Origin of the sequence: Bacillus sp. SIMBA_154, from assembly GCF_046536015.1 — a bacterium.
In the GTDB taxonomy this organism is placed as follows: Bacteria; Bacillota; Bacilli; order Bacillales; family Bacillaceae; genus Bacillus; species Bacillus pumilus_P.
In genome coordinates this window covers 209,415-234,502 of sequence record NZ_JAWJBV010000002.1, presented here as the reverse complement: position 1 = coordinate 234,502, position 25,088 = coordinate 209,415, and the positions used below count along the sequence as shown (strand labels likewise).

The following is a 25,088-nucleotide window of genomic DNA, read 5'->3' as shown; positions in this document are numbered from 1 at the left end:
TGACTTATGTGAATTAAGGCAAAAGAATCATTTTTGATACCTGTTACAAAAAACGACAAAATGATGAACTTTATTTGACTACATTAAATAGAACACCATGAATCTTGTCATAAACAAAAAGGAAGGGAGAAGTGAGGACTACACGCTGCTTGACCATTTGAGGAGGAGGGATTTGATTGAAAGTGAAGTTTCACAAAACCGCCGGCTATCGTTTGATGAGTCTATTGGTGATGGGTACTTTAGCGATGACAAGCTTTGGGATGGTTCAGGCAAAATCGACTTCTACCTCATATCAGGAGGAAGCTGTTTCCTCTAAGACAACAAAAGCAAAGATTTCATCTAGATTAATGAAGCAGTTTCAACAGGAAGACAAGGTGACCTTTTTAGTCAAAATGAAGGAACAAACAAACGCGCAAAAAGTAGCGAAGGAAGCTGTGTCGAAAGCCAAAAAGCAGAAACTAACAGCTGCGAAAACGCAGTACACAAAAAGATCAGCTGTTGTATCTGAGCTAAGAGCAACGTCAGATGAGACACAACAAGCACTGCTTGCGTATTTACAAAAGGAAAAAAAGAAAAAGCAAGTGAAGGATATTCGTTCGTACTATATTGTAAATGGTCTAGCTGTGACGGGAACGAAAGAAGTCATGGAAAAGGTCGCTTCCTTTCCAGAAGTAGATCAAGTGCTGCCGAATGAAACACGTCAAATTCATCGTCCTGTTGATTTGAAGAGTTCTCAACAGAAAAAACAAATCAAAGCAGTAGATGGAATCGAGTGGAATATTTCTCAGGTTCATGCCCCAGAAGCGTGGGCTTTAGGCTATGACGGTACTGGTACAGTTGTTGCAAGTATTGATACAGGTGTGGAATGGGATCACCCTGCTTTAAAAGAAAAATATCGCGGGTTTGATCCGGCTCGTCCGAATGAACCATCTCATGAATTCAATTGGTATGATGCAACGACAGGATCTGATTCACCTTACGATGACTTAGAGCATGGGTCACATGTGACTGGAACAATGGTTGGTTCTGAGCCAGATGGAACGAATCAAATCGGGGTCGCACCAGGTGCAAAATGGATCGCAGTGAAAGCTTTCTCAGAAGATGGAGGAACAGATGCTGATCTGCTAGATGCAGGTGAGTGGATTTTGGCACCGAAGGATGAGAACGGAAACCCGCATCCAGAAAAGGCACCAGATGTCGTCAATAATTCTTGGGGTGGTGGGCCTGGGCTTGATGATTGGTATAAAGATGTGGTCAATGCTTGGAGAGCAGCAGACATCTTTCCAGAGTTTTCAGCTGGCAATACCGATTTATTTAATCCTGGGGGTGAGGGATCGATTGCAAATCCCGCAAACTACCAAGAATCCTTTGCTACGGGTGCAACGGATCAAGACAATAAATTAGGGTCTTTCTCACTGCAAGGTCCGTCTCCATATGGCGTTATGAAACCAGATATTGCTGCTCCAGGGGTAAACATTCGTTCTTCAATCCCAGGGAAAGGGTATGAGGATGGGTGGAATGGCACGTCGATGGCAGGTCCGCATGTTTCAGCTGTTGTCGCTCTTCTTCGCCAAGTACAATCAGATCTTTCTGTTGAAGAGATTGAGCAAATTCTCATTGATACAGCGAAGCCGCTGACAGACGAGCAATTTCCTGAATCGCCTAACAATGGCTATGGGGCAGGTTTAGTTGATGCAAGAGAGGCGATTACATCATTAACCGACGGAATTGGCACGATTGAAGGACAGGTCACCACAGAAGGGGAAGATACAGAACCACCTGTTTTTTCTCATAAAGGACCGAACGAGATCTTTGCTTCTACGCCAACACCTCTCACAATTACAGCGGAAGATGAAGTAGCTGTGACAAATGTATCCTTGACCTACCAAGTGGATCAAGGTGAATGGGAGACGCTGCAAGCAAGTCGTACGAATGGAAATCATTTAAAAGGAACCTATGTTGTCCAGCTTCCTGAACTTGAGGGCGAGAACGTCACGTATCGATGGATTGTGAAAGATTTTGGAGAAAATGAAGCGGCATCAGAGCCGTACACCCTACCGGTTAAGACATCCGTCACCACGGGCTACTCGCAAGATTTTGAAGCATGGCCAAGTGGATGGTTCAGTGGTGGAATAAAAGATCCGTGGCAGTGGGGGAAACCGTCCACAGGTCCGAAACAAGCCTTTACAGGAGAACGTGTCTATGCCACAAACTTAGACAGTCCTTATGAAAATCAAATGGATGCCAATTTATCAATGCCGATGATTGCGGTACCAGAGTCAGGCTCCTCCTTTTTGCAATATCATTACTGGCATGATCTCGAAGCAAACTATGACTATGTGCATGTACATGTGCAGCCTGAGGGCGAAGATGCTGTTCAAGTGGCAGCCTATACAGGAAAAACAAATGCATGGACAGCAGGTGAAGTCGATTTATCTGCCTATAAAGGTCAAAAGGTGAGAGTGGTTTTTCAGCTGAGAACAGATGGCAGTGTCACAAAAGACGGCTTTTATTTAGATGATGTGAAAATAACAGATCAAGCATTGCCTCAAAAAGCAAAAAAACAACTTGGCGTGATCAAAAAGGAAAAGTCTACAACGCAAAATAAGAAATCAGTCAATCCGAAAAGTGCAACACCTGCTAAAGTAAAAGAAAAACATGTGCAGATGAAAAAGGAAAAAGGTCGAGATGTCCCGTCCATTCAAGCCCTTCCTATGAAGGCACAAATCAGTGTCCTTGAAAGCGGAAAATCAACGTACACTGATGAAGCGACAGGAAGATATCAGCTTGCTCATGGAGCAGGAGAATTTACAGTAAAAGCTGAAGCTTACGGCTTTGAATCACGCACCCAAAAAGTCAATGTTTCCTCAAACGAAAAGGCAGAAGCGAATTTCTCCTTACAGCCACTTGAGAAACGAACGATATCCGGCACAGTTGTCAATGAAACAACGGGTGAAAAAGTAAAGGATGCCACTGTTTATCTTGTAGAGGATGCCAACATTGAGCCGGTGAAAACAGATGAATCCGGCGAGTTTTCTTTAGAGGCATTGAGCGGCGTTTATACAGTCAAAGTATTTGCGAAAGGTTTTAAAGGCTATTCGTTTACGGCGGATGTCACAGAAAAGCCGCTGGCAAAAGCGATCAAGCTTGAACCTTTTATCGGCTTTGCTGGTGAAATTGGCTACGATGACGGGACAGCTGAAAATGCGCGGGCTTTCTATGATCCTGGCAATGGCTGGGCTGTGAAGTTTTCACTAGAAAAGGGAAAGAAACAAGCACAAGTCACAGGCGGACTTTTCCGTTTCTGGACATCAGAATGGCCAGCTCCTGGCGGTAATGAATTTGCGGTTGAAGTGTATGACGCTTCCGGGAAAGACGGAGCACCAGGTGAGAAAATTGCAGGACCTTTGAAGGCGAATGCACTGCGTAATGGTGAATGGACAAAAGTAGATTTAGAAGATCAAGCAATCACTGTGGAGGGAGATTTTTATCTCGTCTACATTCAAACGAAAAAGAATACGGAATCTCCCGGGCTTGCAACAGATGAAGATGGGCCAAATACTGAAAGAAGCTGGCAGCTGACGAGCGGTGCTTTTTCTCCTTCTCCAAAAGAAGAGGGGAATTATATGATTCGCGCGCTTGTTAACTATGAAGCAGATGTGCCAGAGATTACATCTCCAAAGGCAGGAACCATCACAAATAAAGGTGAATTGGAGGTTGAAGGCACAGCCTCTCCTGGGCTTGATGTAGCGATCTATCAAAACGACAAAGAGGTCGCCGAAGTCAAAGCAGATCAGTCGGGCACCTTCAAAGAGAAGATCACTGTTTCAAGCGGAGAGCATATCATCACGGCAGCGACTGTCACGGATAAAGGCGCAACGAAACCATCCAAGCCGGTAAAGGTGATCATTGATCAAACAGCACCAACTTTGACCATTGATACACCGAAAAAAGGCGAAAAATCAAATAGAGAATCGCTCACTGTGGAAGGAAAAGTAACGGACGATCATCTTGATCAAGTCACAGTGAATAGAAAGAAAGCGACAGTAAAAGATGGGAAGTATTCCGCTAGAGTGCTGCTTGAGAACGGGAAGAATACGATAAAAGTGATAGCAAAGGATGCAGCAGGAAACAAAACGACTAGAAAAGTCGACATTGATGTTCAATACGAGGCACCTGACATTTCTGAGCTGACTCCAGCAGAGGATGTCCATTTATCATCGGGAGAATCTGTTAAAATTTCATTTAAAAGCAGGGAGAAGCTAGAGGCAACCTTTGTCATTCACATGCCGCTGACAAATGCTAGATCAAAGCTTCAAAATATAGCAGAGCTGCCGATTCGTGAAGTAGCCAAGGGAACATATGAAGGCTACTGGACGGCTACATCTACCGCAAAAGCAAAAGGCGCGGTCATTGAAGTCATTGTGCGAGATGATTATGGAAATGTCACAAGACAAAAGGCTTCTGGCACATTAAACATCAACGAGAAGTAATCATTAGCAAAAGACACGACTCTTTGGAGCGTGTCTCAGCGTGTAGACAAACCCTCGCATTCGTTGTCAGTCCTGCGCGCCGGTGCTCACGAATGTCAAATTCGCTCCGCTCCGGTACTCGGTCTTCCTAGACTTCAAAGGTTTTCTATCACGCTGAAAAGAAGACAAAGGGCTAAAATAAAGATCATTTTAGCCCTTTGTCAACAATCTGAGACACGACTCTTTGGAGCGTGTCTTTTTTGTATCGAACAATCGTTTGAAAACTTGTCCAAAACATCGCTCTCTTGTCCCGCACTCTCATTCCTCGACAAAAACAATAACAATCCACCAAAAGTTCTCTATCATCCCCAACAAGAATTGACAGACTTCCATCTCATGACTGTTTTATACTGGTACAAACAAGTGCAAGTACTGCTTTTGATTCTTTGTTTCAGATGAAAGGAGCAGAAGGTGGTCATTTATTTAGATGTGATTTGGCTGTTAAACTTTTGTTTTGATCTATTGCTTCTCTTACTCACTGCATTTATTCTCAAACGACAAGTAAAAAAAAGGCGATATATGTTAGGAGCTCTGATTGGATCGAGCATTGTTCTCTTGCTCTTTACACCATTTGCAATGTTTGTGTCACACCCTTTAGGCAAACTACTTTTTTCTGTCTTGATCGTGCTTGCAACCTTTGGTTTTCAAAGATTTCGTTCCTTTTTTCAAAACCTGTTTGCTTTTTACTTTGTCACATTTTTGATGGGAGGAGGCATGATCGGGGTTCATTCGTTTTTGCAAACAAATACAGTCATTCAAGATGGACTCCTTATTTCACAAAATGATGGCTTTGGCGATCCCATTAGCTGGCTTTTCGTTTTAACCGGCTTTCCTGCCATTTGGCTGTTTTCAAAGAAAAGATTAGGAGAGGTTGGTGCGAAAAAAAGACAGTTTGATGAACAAGTGCTTGTGGAGATACACATTCACGGGGAGACCATCCGCTTAAATGGACTCGTTGATTCTGGCAACCAGCTGTATGATCCTATGACGAAAACACCTGTTATGATCGTCCAGCTTGATCAGTTAACGTCTATTTGCGGAGAGCCATTTATAGAACTAATCAAACAGTCTCATCCTGTTGAAGTGATGCAAAAGCTTGATGATCGGTTTCCACTGCTTGATCGTTTAAGACTTGTTCCATATCGTGCCGTCGGTCATGATCATGGGTTTCTACTATGCTTGAAACCAGATACGGTCGTCATTTATTCAAAAACGCATATGATCCAGCCAGCCAAGTGTTTTGTTGGAATGAGCCTAAGCGGTTTATCAGCAGATCAGGAATTTCAATCCATCATTCATCCAGATATGTTAGACGGGAAAATTATACAAGGGGTGTCGTAGTTTTTTGGTCATGTCTTTTATCTTACGAGGTCAACTTGACATTTAGAAGGGAGAAGAAGATGAAAAAATTAAAATTTAAACTCACTTACTACTGGTATAAACTCCTCATGAAGCTAGGTCTAAAGAGTGATGAAATTTATTATATTGGTGGAAGTGAAGCGCTGCCGCCTCCATTATCCAAGGATGAAGAACAGGAACTGCTTGTCAAATTACCGAAGGGTGATCAAACCGCAAGAGCCATTCTTATCGAAAGAAACTTACGATTAGTGGTTTATATCGCAAGGAAATTTGAGAACACAGGCATTAATATTGAGGATTTAATTAGTATCGGAACCATTGGTCTGATCAAGGCAGTCAATACATTTAATCCAGAAAAAAAGATCAAGCTTGCGACATATGCTTCAAGATGTATTGAAAATGAGATTTTGATGTACCTGCGCCGAAATAATAAAATCCGTTCAGAAGTATCGTTTGACGAGCCGCTCAACATTGATTGGGACGGAAATGAACTGCTTTTATCAGATGTACTTGGAACAGATGATGACATTATCACCCGAGATATTGAAGCAAATGTAGATAAAAAATTACTGAAAAAAGCGCTAGAACAATTAAACGATCGTGAAAAACAGATTATGGAACTCAGATTCGGCTTAGTCGGCGGTGAGGAAAAAACCCAGAAAGATGTCGCTGATATGCTGGGGATTTCCCAGTCATATATTTCAAGGTTGGAAAAAAGAATTATTAAACGATTACAAAAAGAATTTAACAAAATGGTCTAAAAAATTTTTTTGAAAGCTCTGTCCTTACGCTGCCAAAGGAATTAACCTATTTTTACATGTTTCTTGTCATAGCTCGTGCATATTTTTCCATCCCAAGGAGATACTGAACTTTGTACAACAGCTCCTGTAGGGAGGGAAAAAAGTGTCCAGAAATAAAGTGGAAATCTGCGGAGTCGACACCTCCAAACTGCCAGTTCTGAAAAACGAAGAGATGAGGAAATTGTTCAGACAGCTGCAAGATGAGGGTGACGATACAGCAAGAGAAAAGCTAGTCAATGGCAATTTGCGGTTGGTTTTAAGTGTGATTCAGCGTTTTAACAACAGAGGAGAGTATGTGGATGATCTCTTCCAAGTAGGCTGTATCGGATTAATGAAATCGATTGATAATTTTGATTTAAGCCACAATGTCAGATTTTCAACTTATGCGGTCCCTATGATCATAGGAGAAATCCGTCGATACTTGCGTGATAACAATCCGATCCGGGTGTCTCGTTCACTAAGAGATATTGCTTACAAGGCACTTCAGGTCCGTGAGAGGCTAATTAGTGAGACAAGCAAGGAGCCAACGGCAGAAGACATTGCCAAAGTGCTAGAAGTGCCTCATGAGGAAATTGTCTTTGCCCTAGATGCGATTCAAGATCCTGTATCTTTGTTTGAACCGATCTATAATGACGGAGGAGATCCGATTTATGTGATGGATCAAATTAGTGATGAACGGAACAAAGACACACAATGGGTGGAAGAATTGGCCTTAAAAGAGGGAATGCGCAGATTGAATGATCGAGAAAAAATGATTCTTCGCAAACGCTTCTTCCAAGGCAAAACGCAAATGGAAGTTGCTGAAGAAATTGGGATTTCTCAAGCACAAGTATCAAGGCTTGAAAAAGCAGCCATCAAACAAATGAATAAGAACATTTTTTAAAGCCGCCACTTGATGTGCGGCTTTATTCATTCTTCTTAGAGAACACGCCTTTAGTATTGACTCGGTTATTCTTTTCATTTAATCTGTTTTTAACAAATGTTATTTCAGATATCATTTGTTAGGGAACACAGAAGCGGAAAGAAGGGTTATTATGACATTCCATGATGAAAGAAGGCTGCTCATTAAGGTTGCGCATATGTATTATGAAGAAGGCGCCACCCAATCTAAAATTGCAGAAGCTGTTGGGGTCAGCCGTTCGCTCATATCAAAATATTTGGCAAAAGCACGTGAAGCAGGAATCGTGGAAATCATTATTCATGATGAAGTCAATCAACAATACGGGTCGTTAGAAAGAAAAATAGAGCGGAAATACGGGCTGCGAGAAGTCGTATGTGTTGAATCTCTCAGTCAAGAAACAACAAAAAGCCGAATCGGCGCTGCGGCTGCGGGTTTTTTATTAAAAGTGATGAAGGATGGCCAAGTCATCGGCTTTTCCTCAGGGACAACTTTGCATGAAATGGCGAAAGCGCTTACGTCTGTCCAGCATTATCCATCCGTGACATTTGTTCCGCTTGTCGGAGGTGTTGGGAATGAAGATGTTGATATCCATGCCAACTACATTATTGCGAGATGTACAGAGGCACTCAAATCTAAATGTGAGCTTTTACATGTCCCTGTCATGCTTGATACAAAAGAAGCGAAGGAAGTGCTGATTAGACAGCCGTCGATCAAAAAAGTCATTGAATTAGGAGAATCATCAAATATTGCTGTTGTAGGGATTGGCGGGGTTCCGCAGCATTCAACGATGGTGAAATCTTATATGACAAGCGGCGAGGAGGATATACTCCAAGCGAAGGATGTAGCAGGTGACATTTGTTATAACTTTATTGATCGTAAAGGAGAAGTGTATCCTCATCCATGGAACGATCGGGTGATGGGAATAAGCCCGCAAAAGTTGAAAGAAATCCCGCTGGTCATAGGTGTCGCTGGAGGAGAAGAAAAGATTGAAGCGATAAGGGCAGCATTAGAAGGTGGATTAATTCATGTATTAATTACGGATGAACGAACAGGAGATGCCTTATTAAAGTAACTACCTAATATGATTAGGTAGTTTTTTTTGAGTCTTTAGACTCAAAAAGATTGAAAATTTTATCGATTTTAGCTTGACACAAAGTTGACACATCATATAAACTAAGTTCATAACAAATGATAAACAAAATAACAAATGTTACAATAATAAGATTTTTGTTAATTTTTATAACATTTGTTAAAAGTTTCAGATTATTTTTCTAGCAATCTATTGTGAAGCAAGAAAACCTGAAAGGATGATTTAGATGTCAATTTATCAACAGTTATTAGCACGAGAACGCAGCGGAGATCCGATCAAAGTAGGAATTATTGGAGCTGGCCAAATGGGTTTTGGACTCATTTCACAAATTTCTAACATTCCAGGGATGATTGTAGCAGGTGTTTGTGATATTCATCTTGATGCAGCAGAGAAGGCAGCGAATTTTTACAAGCAGCATGCGAAGTCTCATCAAATGGTTGTCACAAATGATTATAGAGAAGTGATTCAATCAGATTTCGTGGAAGTTGTTGTGGATGCAACAGGTGTTCCAGAGGTCGGAGCAAACATTTCTTTGGAAGCGCTTAATTCAAAAAAACATCTTGTTCTTTTAAATGTAGAAGTCGATATTACAATCGGTTTGGTCATGCATAAATTATTCACGAACGCAGGGCTTGTTTACTCTGGATCAGCTGGAGACGAACCAGCAGCAACACTAGAATTATATGAATTTGCGAAAACAATGGGGCTTGAGGTGCTCGTTGCTGGGAAAGGCAAAAACAACCCGTTCTTCCCAGAAGCAAATCCAGATACGTGTAAAGCAGAAGCAGATAGTAAACATATGAGTGCTCATATGCTGGCGGCGTTCCAGGACGGAACAAAAACAATGGCAGAAATGAACTTATTGAGTAATGCGACAGGTCTTTTGCCAGATAAAGTGGGCATGCACGGAGTCGAAGCGAATTTAGACAATGTAGCAGATAAATTGAATCAAAAACAGCAAGGCGGCGTGCTGGATAACTTCGGAGTTGTTGAATATGTAAATGGACTTGCACCAGGCGTATTTGTCATCGTCAAGAGTGAGCTTGAGCCAGTAGATGAAGAGCTTCGCTACTTAAAAGTTGGAAAAGGTCCACACTATACGCTTTATCGTCCTTTCCACTTAGCGAGTCTTGAAACACCAGTCACCATCGCAAAAGCAGTCTTACAGCATGATTCATCCATCCACCCAATTGGTGTACCAGTGTCAGAAACAGTGGCTGTTGCGAAGAGAGATATTAAAGCAGGAGAAACACTTGACGGAATTGGTGGATACTCCGTAAGAGGTGTACTTGAAACGCATCAAGACATGAAATCGAACGGTCACATTCCAATTGGCTTAATCAGCGGAAAAGTAGTAGCGAAAAAAGACATCAAATTAGGACAATTCCTATCTCATGATGATGTAGAACTTGATTCAAACACAACGGTCTGGAAGCTGCGTTCACTACAAGATCACTTATTTCAATCATAAGGGCGTGAGGCTATGGAAAAATTAGCAATCGTACTTTGTATCATTCTCATTGTGCAATATGGTTTATCGTTTATTCAAATCAAGTACTACCGCAAAAGCATGGATTCACTGATTGATGACTATAAAGGGAAACAAGGCTATCACTTGTTTTCAGGAATGGAGCGGCGCAAAGTTGGTCCTGGGGCCATTGCGCTCATCATTGTCGATGAATCATATATCATTCAAAAATGTCATGTGCTTGGCGGAGTCTCGATCTTATCTAAATTTAAGGAAGTTCCTTCATATGAAGGCAAGCATGTAGGGGCTGTGCTAGACGAGCACCATATGATGAAACAAGCATTGAAAAGACGTAAAAAAGGACCAGCTGTCATGCAAGCACTCTCTATGGCAGCTGAGCAGGCGCTTGTCTCAATTTCGAAGAAAAATATAACAAATGTGAACTAAAGAAAGGGGAGATGAAACATGGAATGGATTCAATGGTTTGGAGAGCACTTTATCGGAATGTTTGAAGCCGGCGGAAAGCAATTCATGGGTCTTGTTACAGGTATCGTTCCAACGCTTGTTGTGCTACTTACTTTCACTTATGCTGTCATGAAGTTTATTGGAGAAGAGAGAGTGAATAGAGCGATCCAATTTGCAGCGAAATATACCATTTTGCGCTACACGTTAATGCCGATTTTATCCGTTCTTATTTTGACAAATCCAATGGCTTATACGTTTGGCCGCTTCTTACCTGAAAAACAAAAACCAGCATTCTATGATTCAGCTGTTTCATTTGTTCATCCGGTGACATCACTATTCCCGTATGCCAATGCAGGAGAACTATTTGTCTACTTAGGAATTGCGAACGGGATTAAAGAAGCTGGATATTCAATGTCAGAGCTTGCTGTTCGTTACTTCTTAGTCGGGATTGTCGTCATTTTACTTCGCGGAATCATTACTGAATGGATCACAAAATACTTAGCAGGAAAAATGAAAGCGAATTCACAATAAGGGAGGGTTAGACATGACAAACCACAAAGTATTTGTAGCAAAAGGTGCTGGCGGATGGGGAAAAGGCTTAGAGCTTGAACCAACTGGTAAAAGAAGAAAGGTTGTTTCCATTACAGGGGGAGGCATTCACCCAGTTGCACGTAAAATTGCAGAAATGACAGGGACAGAAGCATGTGATGGCTTTAAAAATTCCATACCAGAAGATGAAATGATGTGTGTTGTCATTGACTGCGGAGGAACCGCGCGAATCGGACTTTACCCAATGAAGCGCATTCCAACTGTAGACGTTTTGGCATCCTCTCCTTCTGGACCGCTTGCAAAACATATTACAGAGGATATCTTCGTATCAGGGGTAACAGAAAAAGATATTTCCTTTGCGGAAGCATCTGATGGTGAGGGGAAAGCAGAAGGTCAAGAAAGCAGTGAGTCGATTGACAAAGAGAATTTCAAAGAAACGTATTCAAAGCTAAAAGAAGAAAATATCGAGCGTCAGGAAAAAGGCAATTTCCTCATGAGATTCTCAAGAGGAATCGGGAAAGTAACCGGCACGTTCTACCAGGCTGGCCGTGATTCTGTTGATATGCTTTTGAAAAACATTATTCCATTCATGGCATTTGTCAGTATGTTAATTGGAATTATCAATTATACAAAAATCGGTGATCTGATTGCCCATTTTCTATCACCACTCGCAGGATCTCTATGGGGGCTCTTACTGCTCGTTGTGGTCTGTACACTGCCATTCCTATCACCTGTCTTAGGACCTGGTGCAGTTATTGCACAAGTCATCGGTGTTCTGATTGGTAGTCAAATTGCACTAGGTAACATTCCGCCTCAATTTGCACTTCCTGCACTATTTGCCATCAACGGTCAAGTAGGGTGTGACTTCATCCCAGTTGGGCTATCGCTTGGTGAAGCGAAGCCGGAAACGGTACAATATGGGGTACCAGCTGTTTTGTATAGCCGTCTCATTACAGGGGTTTTATCTGTTGTGATCGCATACGTTGCCAGCTTCGGTATGTATTAAACGTATTAAAGGAGGAATCGAGATACATGGTAACACAATCTGTCGTAAAAGAAATTGGGATCTTAGTCCCGCAGTTTAAAGAAGATAAGCTGATTGTTTTATTTGGACCCGCAGCGCCGCAGGAATTAAGAGATATGTCTGTCATTCACGAGTTCGAACATTTAGAAGAAGAGCCGCTGAAACTAGGCGGAACGATTCAAGTGGGCGATCAAACTTATACGATCACAGCACTCGGCAATAAAGCAAATGACAATTTTAAAGAGCTCGGCCATATTTCGATCTACTTCCAAGAGCCGTTTGATGATGTATTACCGGGAGCTGTCTTTGCATCCCCGCACACGTTTCCTGATATAAAAGAAGGCGTACGAATTGAAATCTCGTAACCATGCAGAAAAGCTGTTCCTAAAAAAGGAGCGGCTTTTTTTATGTGAGGTTTACCGAAAGGAGCATTTACGATATGCTGTAAACATTCATTATTTTTATATTCAGAATTTTTACTCAGGAGGAATTGATGGTGTCGCTTGACTTGAAGGATGTTTCTTTAAAACGAAATGGAAAATGGTTGCTGCGTTCTGTTGACTGGCAGGTGAAAAAGCAGGAACACTGGGTGCTTTATGGATTAAATGGTGCGGGGAAAACCGCTTTATTAAATATGCTGTGCTCGTATTATTTTCCAACGTCAGGTGAGATGACGGTATTAGGGCATGTCTTTGGCAAGGAGGCTCTTGGTGAAAAGCTACGGAAGAAAATTGGACTCATCTCTGCAGGTCTTGAAAAGAAGCTGCACAGAGAGGACAATGCATTTGAAATTGTCCTTAGCGGAGCATTTGCTTCTATCGGGCTTTATGAAACACCGACAGATGATATGAGAGAGAAAGCGATTGACCTATTAAAAGCGTTCGGATCATTCAAATATGCCAATCGCACATATGAAACCCTCTCACAAGGAGAGAAACAAAAAGTACTGATTGCAAGGGCTTTAATGAATGATCCGAAGCTGCTGATTTTAGATGAACCTGTGACGGGCCTTGATTTTTTAGCAAGAGAACAAGTGCTGGAGACGGTCTCATTCATTGCATCGAAGCCTGATGCGCCCACTTTGCTTTATACGACCCATCATGCAGAAGAGATCCTGCCGGTTTTTCACCACACCCTATTATTAAAAGAAGGGGCAGTTTTTCATAAAGGGGAGACAAAGCAAATGATGACAATCGACTTGCTATCTTCCTTCTTTGAATGTCCGGTGGATGTCATGTGGAGAAATGGCCGTCCGCACTTAAGTAAATTGTAGATAAAAGAAACTATTGGTCTGCGTCCCTGCTTTTCCATCATACATATTATAGTAGAAAACGAAAGGCGGGGAAGGAAAGATGATCAGTATTTCTGAATTCCAAATCAAGGATGTCGTCGATGTATCCAGCGGGAAAAAACTAGGCACCATTGGGGACATTGATATTAATGTCACGAGCGGTAAAATACAAGCGATTATCATTGGCGGCACAGGTAAAATGATGGGGTTTTTCGGAAAAGAAGAGGAAATGATCGTCCCATGGCGAAATATAGTTAAAATTGGCGAAGATGTAATACTTGTCCGATTGTCTTCTTAATTCGTATAACTCCTCAATGAATATCTCAATTTTTCCTTAAAACGAGCTCTCCATTCTCAGCAAACAATGTCTTTTTCGGGTAATAAGATTACGTTTTCATATCAATTTGAAAAAAAACCTGTAGAAAGGGCACATTTGAGTGTAATATTTAATGAATCCCACTAACTGTCTATGCATGTCTTGTGGTAAAATAGGAGCGATATAAAGAGAGATGAATGAAAGGTGGGAGGCAGCTTTGACTTACAAATATGACCCCTTTCAGCAGAAATCACCTTATGCATTGACTATTCATGATTGGACGAACATGACATGTTCTGGTAAAGAGGTCTTGGCCGGGTTTACAACAAAAAATGGCGGCTTCAGTCTTTCTCCATATCAATCAATGAACACTGGACTCCATGTAGGAGATGATGCTTCTAGTGTCCAAATGAATCGTCAAGTCATAGCAGATGCTACTGCTGTGCCGCTCTCTAATTGGGTGTTTGCTGACCAAACACACGAGGACCGCATCATTAAAGTCACGAAGGAGCAAAGAGGAAGAGGAAGTCTACATTATCATGAGGCACTGCCTGGAACAGATGGCTTATATACGTCTGAACCGAACATGATGCTCGCTCTTTGTTTCGCTGACTGTGTTCCGCTTTATTTTCTAGCTCCGCAAAATGAACTGATTGGAACGGCTCATGCCGGCTGGAAAGGAACCGTCAAACAAATTGGCGCAAAGATGGTAGATGTATGGGTTAGCCAAGAAGGTGCCGAGGCTGATCAAATACAAGTCTTCATTGGACCATCAATTGGCAGCTGCTGCTACATAGTAGATGATGTTGTCATGGATCAAGTGAAAAAGCTTCCTTTTTCAACAGAGGATGTGTATTCCGAGATTTCACAAGGACAATATAAAATTGACTTGAAAATATTAAACAAAAACGTATTGCTTCATGCAGGAATAAAAGAAGAAAATATACATGTCAGTTCGATGTGCACAAGCTGCAGCGATCAGCTTTTCTTCTCACACCGGCGTGATCAAGGGAAAACAGGACGTATGATGTCTTTTGTCGGGTTTAAGGAGGCATAAGTGCAATTGAATGTACGAGAGAATCTCAGACAAATAAATGAACAAATAAACGAAGCATGTAAAAGAGCAGGTAGAAACCCAGCCGATGTATCGGTCGTCGCTGTGACAAAATATGTCTCGATTGAACGAGCACTAGAAGCCAAGGAAGCAGGAATTTTGCACTTCGGTGAAAATCGTGACCAAGGGTTACTTGAAAAACAGGCGGCCATAACCGATGAACACATTAGCTGGCACTTCATCGGCAGTTTACAGACGCGAAAAGTGAAATCTGTCATTCAGACAATTGACTACTTACATTCGCTCGACAGAATGTCCCTTGCGAATGAAATTGAAAAAAGAGCGGATCACACCGTTCGCTGTTTTGTACAGGTGAACACATCTCTTGAGGAGTCAAAACACGGCTTACAAAGCGAAGACGTGATTCCATTTGTGAAACAGCTTGCTGATTTCAAACACATTGAAATTGCTGGACTGATGACGATGGCTCCATTTACAGATCATCAGACTGTGGTTCGAAACTGTTTTAAAACATTAAAAAGCCTTCAAGAAGAGGTAAAACTTCTTAACCAAGTAAATGCACCTTGTCAGCATTTATCAATGGGCATGTCAAACGATTTTGAAATCGCAATTGAAGAAGGTGCGACATTTGTTCGGACTGGCTCTTCACTTGTTGGAAATGAAACAGGAGGTGCGTGACATGAGCATAAAAAATAAGTTTAAAAGCTTTTTCACACTCGACGATGAAGAGTATGAGTACGAATATATTGATGAAGAAAGAGAACCAGTTCAAGAAGAAAAAGGAACAAAAGACAAAGCAGCATTTCAAGAGCGCCCGCAGACAGGAAAACAAAATGTCGTCAGCTTGCAAAGCGTGCAGAAATCCTCTAAAGTGGTGTTAAGTGAGCCGCGTGTTTATGCAGAGGCGCAAGAGATTGCAGACCACATTAAAAACAGACGTGCAGTCGTCGTGAATTTGCAGCGCATTCAGCACGATCAAGCAAAGCGAATCATCGACTTCTTAAGCGGAACGGTTTATGCAATCGGTGGAGACATTCAGCGTATAGGCTCAAATATATTCCTGTGCACACCTGATAATGTGGATGTATCTGGCACAATATCAGAGCTTTTGGCAGAGGAAGAATCTCAGAGGTGGTAAATCAAAGTGATTCTATATTACATTTTTAATATTTTACAGACTGCATTAACGATTTACTCATTCGCGATTATTATTTACATCTTTATGTCATGGGTGCCTTCTGCAAGAGAAACAACAGTTGGCCGTTTTTTGACATCGATTTGTGAACCATATTTAGAACCATTTCGTAAAATGATTCCGCCAATTGGCATGATTGACATCTCGCCAATTGTGGCATTGCTTGTGATTCGTTTTGCTTCATTGTATGGACTAACTGGTCTTTATCAAATGATTGCCGGAATCATGTAAACAGGTTGCCGGGCTTGGCATCTGCCAGGCTCTTTTACATAAAGGGGAACAAAATGAGCGATATTTATCAACATTTTAGAAAAGACGAACAGCCATTTGTCGACCAAGTGTTAGGCTGGAAAAAAATCGCACTCGACCAGTATCGAATGAAATTAACAGACTTTCTTGATCCGCGTGAGCAGTTTATTACCAAGTCCGTCATCCAGCATTCTGATGAACTTGGGATTATGTTTTTTGGCGGATATGAAGGAGCGGAGCGCAAAAGAGCCCTGATCTATCCTGATTATTTAGCACCGTCTATTCAGGATTTTGAGCTGTCTTATTTTCAGGTGAATTATCCGAAAAAGTTTATTTCGATAGAACACCCGAAGCTTCTTGGCTCACTCATTGGGACAGGCTTGAAGCGTCAAAAATTCGGTGATCTGTTATTTAATGAGGAAGATGTGCAGTTTATTTGTACAAGTGATGTCGCCGATTTTGTTCGGGCGCAGCTGACACATGTCGGCAGAGCATCCGTTTCATTAGAGGAAATCAGTGAGGCAGATATAAAGCCAGTCATCAGCAAGACAGACATCAAAGAAGATACCATTTCCTCTTTACGGCTTGATGCGGTTTGCGCCGCTGTCAGCCGTCAGTCTCGGCAAAAAGCACAGCTTTTAGTCAAAAATGGACGTGTCAAAGTAAACTGGAAAATCACTGAAGACCCTTCCTTCACAATCGGCGAAGGCGATCAGCTCTCTGTTCGGGGATTTGGCCGCTTTAGCTTGAAAACGATTGATGGGAAGACAAAAAAAGATAAATTTAAAGTAACATTTGAGCTTCTGACATAACGAACTTGAATCTGGAGGTGGCGAGGTTGCCATTAACACCTAATGATATTCATAATAAAACGTTCACAAAAAGTTTTCGCGGCTATGACGAAGATGAAGTAAACGAGTTTTTAAGCCAGGTACGTAAAGACTACGAGATCGTGCTTCGTAAAAAGAACGAGCTTGAAGACAAAGTAAACGAGCTGGACGAAAGACTAGGTCATTTTGCCGTAATTGAAGAAACATTAAACAAATCGATTCTTGTGGCGCAGGAAGCAGCAGAAGACGTAAAACGTCATTCTGATAAAGAAGCGAAATTGATTATTCGTGAAGCGGAAAAAAATGCAGACCGCATTATCAACGAAGCGCTATCAAAATCAAGAAAGATTGCGATGGAAATCGAAGAGCTGAAGAAACAGTCGAAGGTCTTTAGAACTCGTTTCCAAATGCTCATCGAAGCTCAGCTTGATCTTCTGAAAAATGACGATTGGGATCATTTACTTGAATATGAAGTGGACGCTGTCTTTGACGAAAAAGAATAAGCGCATCATCTTGACATGACGTGCACATGTTGCATATAATACCATCATAAATTAACAAGAGATAAACGTTTGAAAGGGACACTCGCAGCTGTTACATGCGTAATAAAGCGAATCAGGGATGGTGGAAGCCTGACATTACGAAACGCTGCAATGAGATCACCCCTTTAGTTCCTTTTCTGAAATGAACCAGTAAGAAAAGGCGTCTGATCACGTTACGATTTTAGAGTGGATAAGCGGCTGTTTCATAGTGCTTGTCTAAAAGGGTGGTACCGCGAGACAAGCCTTCTCGTCCCTTATGGGATGAGAGGGCTTTTTTTATTGTTTTTTAATACGAATTTGCATGTGGAGGAATGGGTATGAACTACAAAGACACCTTATTAATGCCGAAAACAGAATTCCCGATGAGAGGGAACTTACCAAACAAAGAGCCTGAAATCCAAGAGGAGTGGGCAGAAAAAGACATCTATCAAATGGTTTTAGAGCGGACAAAAGGACGCCCGACCTTTATTTTGCATGATGGACCTCCATATGCGAATGGTGACATTCATATGGGGCACGCACTCAATAAAATCTTAAAAGATTTTATTGTCCGTTTTAAATCGATGAATGGGTTCCATGCACCGTACGTACCGGGCTGGGATACACACGGCTTACCAATTGAAACAGCCCTCACGAAAAATAAAAAAGTGAAACGAAAAGAAATGTCTACAGCAGAATTCCGCAAACTATGCGAGGAGTATGCTTGGAAGCAAATCGAGGGTCAGCGCAATCAGTTTAAACGATTAGGCGTCAGAGCAGACTGGGACAATCCATATGTGACATTAAAGCCTGAATACGAAGCGCAGCAAATTCTTGTCTTTGGTGAAATGGCGAAAAGAGGCTATATTTACAAAGGGCTGAAGCCTGTTAACTGGTCACCTTCAAGTGAATCGGCACTTGCTGAAGCGGAAATTGAATATAAAGACAAACGTTCACCATCCATTTACGTATCATTTAAAGTGAAAGATGGAAAAGGCGTACTTGAAAACGGCGAACAATTCATCATCTGGACAACAACACCTTGGACACTTCCTGCAAACCTTGGCATTTGTGTTCATCCAAACCTAGAGTACAGTGTGCTCAAAGTTGGAGATGAGCGTTATGTTGTCGCATCTGAGCTGGTTGAACAAGTGGCAAAAACTCTTGGCTTTGAAGAGTATGATGTCGTGAAAACACTAAAAGGAAAAGAATTAGATACCATCGTTGCAGAGCATCCAATTTACGGTAGAGATTCTCTTGTCATGCTTGGCGATCACGTGACAACGGATGCAGGAACAGGCTGTGTTCACACAGCACCAGGACACGGGGAAGATGACTTTAATGTCAGTATGAAATACGGTCTTGATGTGCTATGTCCTGTAGATGAAAAAGGTGTGATGACAGAAGAAGCGCCTGGTTTTGAAGGACTATTCTACGAGGATGCCAATAAAGCCATCACAGAACAGCTTGAAGCAAAAGGTGCGCTGAAAAAGCTCGACTTTATCACGCACTCCTACCCGCATGACTGGAGAACGAAAAAGCCAACGATTTATCGTGCGACAGCTCAGTGGTTTGCTTCGATTAAAGATTTCAGAGAAGCGCTATTAGATAATATTAAAGAAACGAAATGGGTTCCAGCATGGGGCGAAACACGCCTATTCAATATGGTGCGTGACAGAGGTGACTGGTGCATTTCAAGACAGCGTGTATGGGGTGTTCCAATTCCGGTCTTTTATGCGGAAAATGGTGAGCCGATCATCACGGACGAAACGATTCAGCACGTATCTCAATTATTTAGAGAACATGGCTCGAATATTTGGTTTGAAAAAGAAGCGAAGCAATTATTGCCAGAAGGCTTTACACATCCAGGCAGTCCAAATGGTGAATTTACAAAAGAGCAGGACATCATGGATGTATGGTTTGATTCTGGTTCTTCTCACCAAGCCGTTTTAGAAGAAAGAGATGACCTTGTCCGTCCGGCAGACCTTTATCTTGAAGGCTCTGACCAGTATCGTGGATGGTTCAACTCATCTTTATCTACATCTGTAGCTATCACAGGCAAAGCACCTTACAAAGGAGTGGTTAGCCATGGAATGACTTTGGATAAAGAAGGACGTAAAATGAGTAAATCCTTAGGAAATACCATTGAACCTGCCAAAGTAGCTAAACAACTAGGTGCTGAAATTCTTAGACTTTGGGTATCTTCTGTCAACTATCAAGCCGATCACCCGGTGTCTGATGATATCTTGAAACAAGTAGCAGAAGTTTATCGTAAAATCCGTAACACGTTCCGATTCCTGCATGGAAACCTCTTTGACTTTGAGCCAGCAATTCATGCAGTGCCAGTAGAAGAGCTTCGCGAAGTGGACCAATATATCTTAATCAAATTAAACAAATTAATTGATAAAGTGAAAAAAGCATATGATGATTACGAATTTGCTGTCGTATATCATGCGATTCACAATTTCTGTACGATTGAACTAAGCTCTTTCTATCTCGATTTTGCAAAGGATGTCGTATACATTGAGCATGCAGATCATCCAGACCGCCGCAGCATGCAAACCGTCTTCTACGAAACATTAATGGCGTTAGTAAAGCTGACTGCACCAATTCTTCCGCATACAGCAGATGAACTATGGAGCCACTTAAGCTTTGTTGAAGAGCCAAGTGTTCAGTTAACGGATATGCCAGAAGGTGTGACTGTTCCTCATGCGGAAGCGACAGAAGCGAAGTTCGACCGCTTTATGGAAGTGCGTGACGATGTTCTAAAAGCGCTAGAGATTGCACGTAACGAAAAAGTCATCGGACGTTCACTTGAAGCAAGTGTGACTCTTTATGCGACAGATGAAGTGAAAGACCTTCTTGCATCCATTAAAGAAGATGTGAAGCAGCTCTTTATCATCTCTGAACTAACGGTAGAAGATAAGCAGAAAGAAGATGCATCAGCGCCTGAATACACATCAGGACGTATTGTGGTTCAAAAAGCAGAAGGAGAACTGTGCGAACGTTCCCGCATTATTTCTAAAGATGTTGGTGCAAATCCGAAATACCCAACATTGTCACTTAAAAATGCTGAAATCGTGGAGAAATATTACCAAAATTAACAGTACGATATCACCAACTAGCGCCCCGCCATATGCGGGGCGTTTTCTATTCTGAGAAAATGACAGCGTTTAGAACGAAAGGAAAAATCTTATGGCTTTAAAGTGATCAGGCGGGGTAACAATATGATTATCACGACAGGGCAGGAGTTGAAATAGCGACATGAATGGCGATCTAGAGACGATTTACATGGAACTCCTTCAAATGAAAGAAGAACTGCAATCTAAACTGTTTGAATATGCATCATTTCGTTCACCTGATGACCATGTCACATTGGATGAAGCCAAAACGACAACGCTTCTTTATCACATCAAAGAAGAGCTGCAAGATGTGTCGCTCGCTATTGCAAAAATTGAGCAAGGAACCTATGGCGTATGTGAGGCAACAGGTCTTGCAATCCCACTTGAACAAATGAGTATTCTTCCTACAGCCCGCACGACTGACGACTTTTTATATCATAAGCAATACGAGAAAAAAGCATTCACTCCTTATCCTCACGATTCAAATGATTCTCATTTTGAAGCCTTCCACATGTAGGGAGGTTTTTGTCTGTCAACTAAAGTTTCTTTACTCCTTCCTGTTTTCTTGATAAAATGCTTAAAGATCAAAGTATGAAGATGGAGGAACGTGTGTGTTCTATTACATAATCGCATTCGTTATGATTTGTTTAGATCAATTAACAAAATGGCTTATTGTCAAACATATGATGCTCGGAGATTCTATTCCAGTGATTGATGGATTCTTTTATATCACGTCTCACCGAAATTCAGGAGCCGCATGGGGTATTCTCCAAGGACAAATGTGGTTTTTCTATGTGATCACACTCGTTGTTATTGCGGGAATTATTTATTACTTGCAAAAGCATGGACAAAAGGACAAGCTGCTTGGAGTAGCGCTGGCCTTAATGCTTGGCGGAGCGATTGGAAACTTTATCGACCGCATTTTCCGTAAGGAAGTGGTTGATTTTGCTCATTTCGTATTTGGGGATTATCATTATCCAATCTTTAATATTGCAGATTCTTCTCTATGTGTAGGGGTTATTCTGCTCTTCATTCAAATGCTTTTAGATGGAAAGAAAAATAAGGAGTCAACTACATGAATCAAGTAAATATTGCCGTTGCAGAAGAACAAACAAGTGAACGGCTTGATAAATTTTTAAGCACGACAGAACCAGAATGGTCAAGAACCCAAGTCCAGCAGTGGGTAAAGGATGGACTCATCGAAGTAAACGGGAAACAAGTGAAAGCGAATTACAAAGTCCAAGCTGGAGATCAAATCAAAGTGGAGATTCCAGATCCAGAAGCACTTGATGTAGAAGCAGAATCAATGGATCTTGATATTTATTATGAGGATGAAGATGTGCTAGTAGTGAATAAACCACGTGGAATGGTCGTTCATCCAGCACCAGGCCATGTGTCAGGAACGCTTGTGAATGGCCTTATGGCACATTGCAATGACTTATCAGGGATTAATGGCGTGATGAGACCTGGAATTGTCCACCGGATTGATAAAGATACGTCTGGGCTGTTAATGGTCGCTAAAAATGATATGGCGCACGAATCACTCGTCAATCAGCTAGTTGCCAAGACCGTCACAAGAAAATATACCGCCGTTGTCCATGGCATCATCCAGCATGATACAGGTACAATTGATGCCCCAATTGGCAGAGACAAAAAAGACCGCCAAAGCATGACGGTCACAAAAGAAAACGCAAAGCAGGCAGTCACTCACTTTGACGTGCTTGAACGCTTTCAAGATTTCACCCTTGTCGAATGCCGTCTTGAAACAGGAAGAACACACCAAATTCGTGTTCATATGAAATATATTGGCTATCCTCTTGCGGGGGACCCGAAATATGGCCCGAGAAAAACAGTCGATTTCAATGGACAGCTGCTGCATGCAGGTGTTTTAGGATTTGACCATCCTAGAACAGGAGAATACATCGAGTTCACAGCACCAATTCCAGCTGATATGCAAGCTTTTATCGATTCATTAAGAAATAACGATTGACAGGCCGTTCTTTTTCTGAAATAATAAACAAAGAAATTGAGATTCTTTAAAACAGTCCAGAGAGGCTGAGAAGGATAACGGATCCATTTGTGCACGTGAATGCACAAATGAACGCCCCTCTCTGCCCTTTGCAGAAGGGGCTTTTTATTTGTCAAAAAGAGGTGTAGAAGATGGAACAAAAAGCAGTCATTCTTGATGAACAAGCGATAAGACGAGCGCTTACCCGAATTGCACATGAAATGATTGAGCGCAACAAAGGGATGAAGGATGTCATCCTTGCCGGGATCAAGACTAGAGGTATTCATCTTGCAAAGCGCCTTGCAGAGCGTATCGAGCAAATTGAAGGAAACCCAGTCACTGTGGGTGAACTTGATATTACGCTATACCGTGATGACCTGACAAAAAAGACAGACAACCAAGACCCGCTTGTAAAGGGTGCAGACATTCCAGCTGACATCAATGACAAAACACTCATCGTCGTTGACGATGTCCTGTTTACAGGCAGAACCGTAAGAGCGGCCATGGATGCTCTTGTGGATGTAGGCAGACCGTCTTCTATCCAGCTTGCTGTTCTAGTCGACCGGGGACACCGGGAGCTGCCTATTCGAGCGGATTATATCGGAAAAAACATCCCGACATCAAAAGCAGAAACAGTCATGGTTCAGCTCAATGAAGTAGATCAAAACGACCTTGTCGCTATATATGAAAAATAACCTTTTTAAATGCATTCCAGAGAGTTTGCAAAGAGGGCAATAACAGAGCTACCGAGCACACGGCTACATGACGTGTACGGTTTTTCTAGGCCTCTTTGCGCATACTCGCAAAGAGGCTTTTTTAATGAAAAAGGACACATCTAGGAGGAAAATCATGAGTCAGCAAAAAGCCAATCTAGGCATTCGAGATATCCCAAAACCGTTCACATGGCTATCACTTAGCCTTCAGCATTTGTTTGCCATGTTTGGTGCGACCATTCTTGTACCAAAAATCATTGACATGAGTCCAGCAGTCGCGCTCATCTCAAGCGGTGTTGGAACCATTGTTTACTTAATCATCACAAGAGGACAAATTCCGGCGTATCTTGGATCGTCCTTTGCCTTTATCGCCCCCATATTGAATGTCAAAGCAACAGGCGGACCTGGAGCCGCAATGGTTGGTGCCTTCATGGCGGGTGTGGCTTATGCGCTCATTGCACTATTCATTAAATGGCTAGGCACAGGCTGGCTGATGAAGCTTCTGCCGCCTGTCGTCGTAGGACCAGTCATTATGGTGATCGGACTTGGACTCGCTGGAACAGCTGTCAACATGGCGATGTATGCTGATCCGAATGCGACCGAGCTTGTATACAGCCTAAAGCACTTAATGGTAGCAGGCTTTACACTAGCTGTAACAATTATCAGCATGATCTTTTTAAGAGGATTCCTTAGCCTGATTCCAGTATTAATCGGTATTATCAGCGGCTATCTCTTTGCCTTAACACAGGGCATCGTGAACTTCCAGCCGGTCATTGACGCAAAATGGTTTGCTGTACCAGACTTCGTCGTACCATTTGTCGACTATACACCTGCTGTGACGTTAAGCATTCTCACAGTGATGGTGCCGGTTGCCTTTGTAACCATGTCAGAGCACATTGGCCACCAAGTGGTGTTAAGCAAGGTCGTAGGGCAAGATTTTATTAAAAAGCCAGGTCTTCACCGCTCTATTTTAGGAGACAGTGCGGCGACCATCTTCGCTTCACTTATTGGCGGTCCTCCAACAACGACTTATGGGGAGAACATTGGCGTACTTGCCATCACAAGAGTGTTTAGTATCTTCGTCATCGGCGGAGCAGCAGTCTTTGCGATCTGCTTCGGCTTTGTTGGGAAAATGTCAGCATTAATCAGTACAGTGCCGTCCGCGGTCATGGGAGGCGTTTCGTTCCTGCTCTTTGGGATCATTGCCTCAAGCGGCCTGAGAATCCTGATTGATCATAAAGTGAATTTTGAAGAAAAGCGTAATCTCATTATCGCATCTGTCATCTTAGTCATCGGAATTGGCGGGGCATTCATTGAGGTGAAACAAATCAACCTCACACTATCTGGAATGGCACTCGCTGCGATTACGGGCGTCCTGTTAAATCTAATCCTGCCGCACCAGAAAGCGGAGGATAACGAGTCAAATGAATCGAATACAGAAAACCTTTTAAAAGAAGTCCAGTGAGGCTGACAAGGGTTCTAAAATGAGCAGAATGTGCGAAAGTGCCGCTGCTTCTTTTGGAGAACCCTAAGCTGCCGAGGCTTAGGGTTTTTTTGAACCTGAAAGTGATGAAAAACTA

Annotated in this window: 24 protein-coding genes and 1 other annotated feature; all 24 genes read left to right on the top strand. The window is 42.1% G+C overall.

Annotated features, from left to right (window positions below):
* Nucleotides 1-176: 176 nt before the first annotated feature.
* The gene (locus R0K30_RS04595; RefSeq protein ID WP_410609384.1) at nucleotides 177-4,493 is read left to right on the top strand and encodes a S8 family serine peptidase; all 4,317 of its coding nucleotides are present in this window, start codon (nucleotides 177-179) and stop codon (nucleotides 4,491-4,493) included.
* 450 nt (nucleotides 4,494-4,943) lie between these two features.
* Nucleotides 4,944-5,873, top strand: a complete 930-nt coding sequence (spoIIGA, locus tag R0K30_RS04590) for a sigma-E processing peptidase SpoIIGA (protein ID WP_410609382.1) — start codon at nucleotides 4,944-4,946, stop codon at nucleotides 5,871-5,873.
* Between the two features lie 59 nt (nucleotides 5,874-5,932).
* Complete coding sequence (gene sigE, locus R0K30_RS04585; RefSeq protein ID WP_007499746.1) at nucleotides 5,933-6,652, top strand: RNA polymerase sporulation sigma factor SigE; 720 nt, start codon at nucleotides 5,933-5,935, stop codon at nucleotides 6,650-6,652.
* A gap of 142 nt (nucleotides 6,653-6,794) precedes the next feature.
* Nucleotides 6,795-7,574, top strand: a complete 780-nt coding sequence (sigG, locus tag R0K30_RS04580; protein ID WP_034317964.1) for an RNA polymerase sporulation sigma factor SigG — start codon at nucleotides 6,795-6,797, stop codon at nucleotides 7,572-7,574.
* A gap of 151 nt (nucleotides 7,575-7,725) precedes the next feature.
* Nucleotides 7,726-8,664, top strand: a complete 939-nt coding sequence (locus R0K30_RS04575; protein WP_410609380.1) for a sugar-binding transcriptional regulator — start codon at nucleotides 7,726-7,728, stop codon at nucleotides 8,662-8,664.
* 244 nt (nucleotides 8,665-8,908) lie between these two features.
* The gene (locus R0K30_RS04570; RefSeq protein WP_099725935.1) at nucleotides 8,909-10,153 is read left to right on the top strand and encodes an NAD(P)H-dependent oxidoreductase; all 1,245 of its coding nucleotides are present in this window, start codon (nucleotides 8,909-8,911) and stop codon (nucleotides 10,151-10,153) included.
* A gap of 12 nt (nucleotides 10,154-10,165) precedes the next feature.
* Nucleotides 10,166-10,597 carry a transcriptional regulator GutM gene (locus tag R0K30_RS04565; RefSeq protein WP_230031450.1) on the top strand — a complete coding sequence of 144 codons (432 nt, stop codon included), beginning with the start codon at nucleotides 10,166-10,168 and terminating at the stop codon, nucleotides 10,595-10,597.
* 18 nt (nucleotides 10,598-10,615) lie between these two features.
* On the top strand, nucleotides 10,616-11,146 hold the full coding sequence (gene srlA, locus R0K30_RS04560) for a PTS glucitol/sorbitol transporter subunit IIC (protein WP_003210918.1): 531 nt from the start codon (nucleotides 10,616-10,618) through the stop codon (nucleotides 11,144-11,146).
* A gap of 13 nt (nucleotides 11,147-11,159) precedes the next feature.
* A complete protein-coding gene (gene srlE, locus R0K30_RS04555; RefSeq protein WP_410609377.1) occupies nucleotides 11,160-12,170 on the top strand; it encodes a PTS glucitol/sorbitol transporter subunit IIB in 1,011 nt (336 codons plus the stop codon).
* Between the two features lie 26 nt (nucleotides 12,171-12,196).
* The gene (locus R0K30_RS04550) at nucleotides 12,197-12,553 is read left to right on the top strand and encodes a PTS glucitol/sorbitol transporter subunit IIA (protein ID WP_007499733.1); all 357 of its coding nucleotides are present in this window, start codon (nucleotides 12,197-12,199) and stop codon (nucleotides 12,551-12,553) included.
* Between the two features lie 128 nt (nucleotides 12,554-12,681).
* Nucleotides 12,682-13,461 carry an ABC transporter ATP-binding protein gene (locus R0K30_RS04545; RefSeq protein ID WP_410609375.1) on the top strand — a complete coding sequence of 260 codons (780 nt, stop codon included), beginning with the start codon at nucleotides 12,682-12,684 and terminating at the stop codon, nucleotides 13,459-13,461.
* Nucleotides 13,462-13,540: 79 nt separating this feature from the next.
* Nucleotides 13,541-13,777, top strand: a complete 237-nt coding sequence (locus R0K30_RS04540; RefSeq protein WP_008344958.1) for a YlmC/YmxH family sporulation protein — start codon at nucleotides 13,541-13,543, stop codon at nucleotides 13,775-13,777.
* A 211-nt stretch (nucleotides 13,778-13,988) separates the two neighbouring features.
* A complete protein-coding gene (gene pgeF, locus R0K30_RS04535) occupies nucleotides 13,989-14,852 on the top strand; it encodes a peptidoglycan editing factor PgeF (RefSeq protein WP_410609373.1) in 864 nt (287 codons plus the stop codon).
* A 6-nt stretch (nucleotides 14,853-14,858) separates the two neighbouring features.
* Nucleotides 14,859-15,548 carry a YggS family pyridoxal phosphate-dependent enzyme gene (locus tag R0K30_RS04530; RefSeq protein ID WP_410609659.1) on the top strand — a complete coding sequence of 230 codons (690 nt, stop codon included), beginning with the start codon at nucleotides 14,859-14,861 and terminating at the stop codon, nucleotides 15,546-15,548.
* A gap of 1 nt (nucleotide 15,549) precedes the next feature.
* On the top strand, nucleotides 15,550-16,008 hold the full coding sequence (gene sepF, locus R0K30_RS04525; RefSeq protein ID WP_099725930.1) for a cell division protein SepF: 459 nt from the start codon (nucleotides 15,550-15,552) through the stop codon (nucleotides 16,006-16,008).
* 6 nt (nucleotides 16,009-16,014) lie between these two features.
* Nucleotides 16,015-16,296, top strand: coding sequence for a YggT family protein (locus R0K30_RS04520; protein WP_410609371.1), 282 nt, complete (start codon nucleotides 16,015-16,017; stop codon nucleotides 16,294-16,296).
* 53 nt (nucleotides 16,297-16,349) lie between these two features.
* Complete coding sequence (locus R0K30_RS04515; RefSeq protein WP_410609369.1) at nucleotides 16,350-17,126, top strand: YlmH family RNA-binding protein; 777 nt, start codon at nucleotides 16,350-16,352, stop codon at nucleotides 17,124-17,126.
* Between the two features lie 26 nt (nucleotides 17,127-17,152).
* Nucleotides 17,153-17,647: a DivIVA domain-containing protein gene (locus R0K30_RS04510; protein ID WP_034317940.1), complete on the top strand. Its 495-nt coding sequence runs from the start codon at nucleotides 17,153-17,155 to the stop codon at nucleotides 17,645-17,647.
* Nucleotides 17,648-17,706: 59 nt separating this feature from the next.
* Nucleotides 17,707-17,944, top strand: a binding site (T-box leader).
* 59 nt (nucleotides 17,945-18,003) lie between these two features.
* Complete coding sequence (gene ileS, locus R0K30_RS04505) at nucleotides 18,004-20,769, top strand: isoleucine--tRNA ligase (protein WP_230031456.1); 2,766 nt, start codon at nucleotides 18,004-18,006, stop codon at nucleotides 20,767-20,769.
* Nucleotides 20,770-20,929: 160 nt separating this feature from the next.
* Nucleotides 20,930-21,304: a TraR/DksA family transcriptional regulator gene (locus tag R0K30_RS04500; protein WP_099725926.1), complete on the top strand. Its 375-nt coding sequence runs from the start codon at nucleotides 20,930-20,932 to the stop codon at nucleotides 21,302-21,304.
* A 94-nt stretch (nucleotides 21,305-21,398) separates the two neighbouring features.
* On the top strand, nucleotides 21,399-21,866 hold the full coding sequence (gene lspA / locus R0K30_RS04495) for a signal peptidase II (protein ID WP_099725925.1): 468 nt from the start codon (nucleotides 21,399-21,401) through the stop codon (nucleotides 21,864-21,866).
* The gene (locus R0K30_RS04490; protein ID WP_099725924.1) at nucleotides 21,863-22,777 is read left to right on the top strand and encodes an RluA family pseudouridine synthase; all 915 of its coding nucleotides are present in this window, start codon (nucleotides 21,863-21,865) and stop codon (nucleotides 22,775-22,777) included. The genes lspA and R0K30_RS04490 overlap by 4 nt, the downstream gene beginning before the upstream one ends.
* Before the next feature lie 170 nt (nucleotides 22,778-22,947).
* Complete coding sequence (gene pyrR / locus R0K30_RS04485) at nucleotides 22,948-23,490, top strand: bifunctional pyr operon transcriptional regulator/uracil phosphoribosyltransferase PyrR (protein WP_024424234.1); 543 nt, start codon at nucleotides 22,948-22,950, stop codon at nucleotides 23,488-23,490.
* 154 nt (nucleotides 23,491-23,644) lie between these two features.
* Nucleotides 23,645-24,973, top strand: coding sequence for a solute carrier family 23 protein (locus R0K30_RS04480; RefSeq protein WP_099725923.1), 1,329 nt, complete (start codon nucleotides 23,645-23,647; stop codon nucleotides 24,971-24,973).
* Nucleotides 24,974-25,088: the final 115 nt, after the last annotated feature.

Coding starts and splice junctions, on each gene's coding strand:
- R0K30_RS04490 (WP_099725924.1), top strand. CDS start 21,863: ATGAATCAAGTAAATATTGCCGTTGCAGAAGAACAAACAAGTGAACGG.
- ileS (WP_230031456.1), top strand. CDS start 18,004: ATGAACTACAAAGACACCTTATTAATGCCGAAAACAGAATTCCCGATG.
- R0K30_RS04480 (WP_099725923.1), top strand. CDS start 23,645: ATGAGTCAGCAAAAAGCCAATCTAGGCATTCGAGATATCCCAAAACCG.
- R0K30_RS04550 (WP_007499733.1), top strand. CDS start 12,197: ATGGTAACACAATCTGTCGTAAAAGAAATTGGGATCTTAGTCCCGCAG.
- pyrR (WP_024424234.1), top strand. CDS start 22,948: ATGGAACAAAAAGCAGTCATTCTTGATGAACAAGCGATAAGACGAGCG.
- srlA (WP_003210918.1), top strand. CDS start 10,616: ATGGAATGGATTCAATGGTTTGGAGAGCACTTTATCGGAATGTTTGAA.
- sigE (WP_007499746.1), top strand. CDS start 5,933: ATGAAAAAATTAAAATTTAAACTCACTTACTACTGGTATAAACTCCTC.
- R0K30_RS04570 (WP_099725935.1), top strand. CDS start 8,909: ATGTCAATTTATCAACAGTTATTAGCACGAGAACGCAGCGGAGATCCG.
- R0K30_RS04545 (WP_410609375.1), top strand. CDS start 12,682: ATGGTGTCGCTTGACTTGAAGGATGTTTCTTTAAAACGAAATGGAAAA.
- R0K30_RS04540 (WP_008344958.1), top strand. CDS start 13,541: ATGATCAGTATTTCTGAATTCCAAATCAAGGATGTCGTCGATGTATCC.
- R0K30_RS04515 (WP_410609369.1), top strand. CDS start 16,350: ATGAGCGATATTTATCAACATTTTAGAAAAGACGAACAGCCATTTGTC.
- srlE (WP_410609377.1), top strand. CDS start 11,160: ATGACAAACCACAAAGTATTTGTAGCAAAAGGTGCTGGCGGATGGGGA.
- R0K30_RS04575 (WP_410609380.1), top strand. CDS start 7,726: ATGACATTCCATGATGAAAGAAGGCTGCTCATTAAGGTTGCGCATATG.
- pgeF (WP_410609373.1), top strand. CDS start 13,989: ATGAATGAAAGGTGGGAGGCAGCTTTGACTTACAAATATGACCCCTTT.
- R0K30_RS04500 (WP_099725926.1), top strand. CDS start 20,930: ATGAATGGCGATCTAGAGACGATTTACATGGAACTCCTTCAAATGAAA.
- sepF (WP_099725930.1), top strand. CDS start 15,550: ATGAGCATAAAAAATAAGTTTAAAAGCTTTTTCACACTCGACGATGAA.
- R0K30_RS04565 (WP_230031450.1), top strand. CDS start 10,166: ATGGAAAAATTAGCAATCGTACTTTGTATCATTCTCATTGTGCAATAT.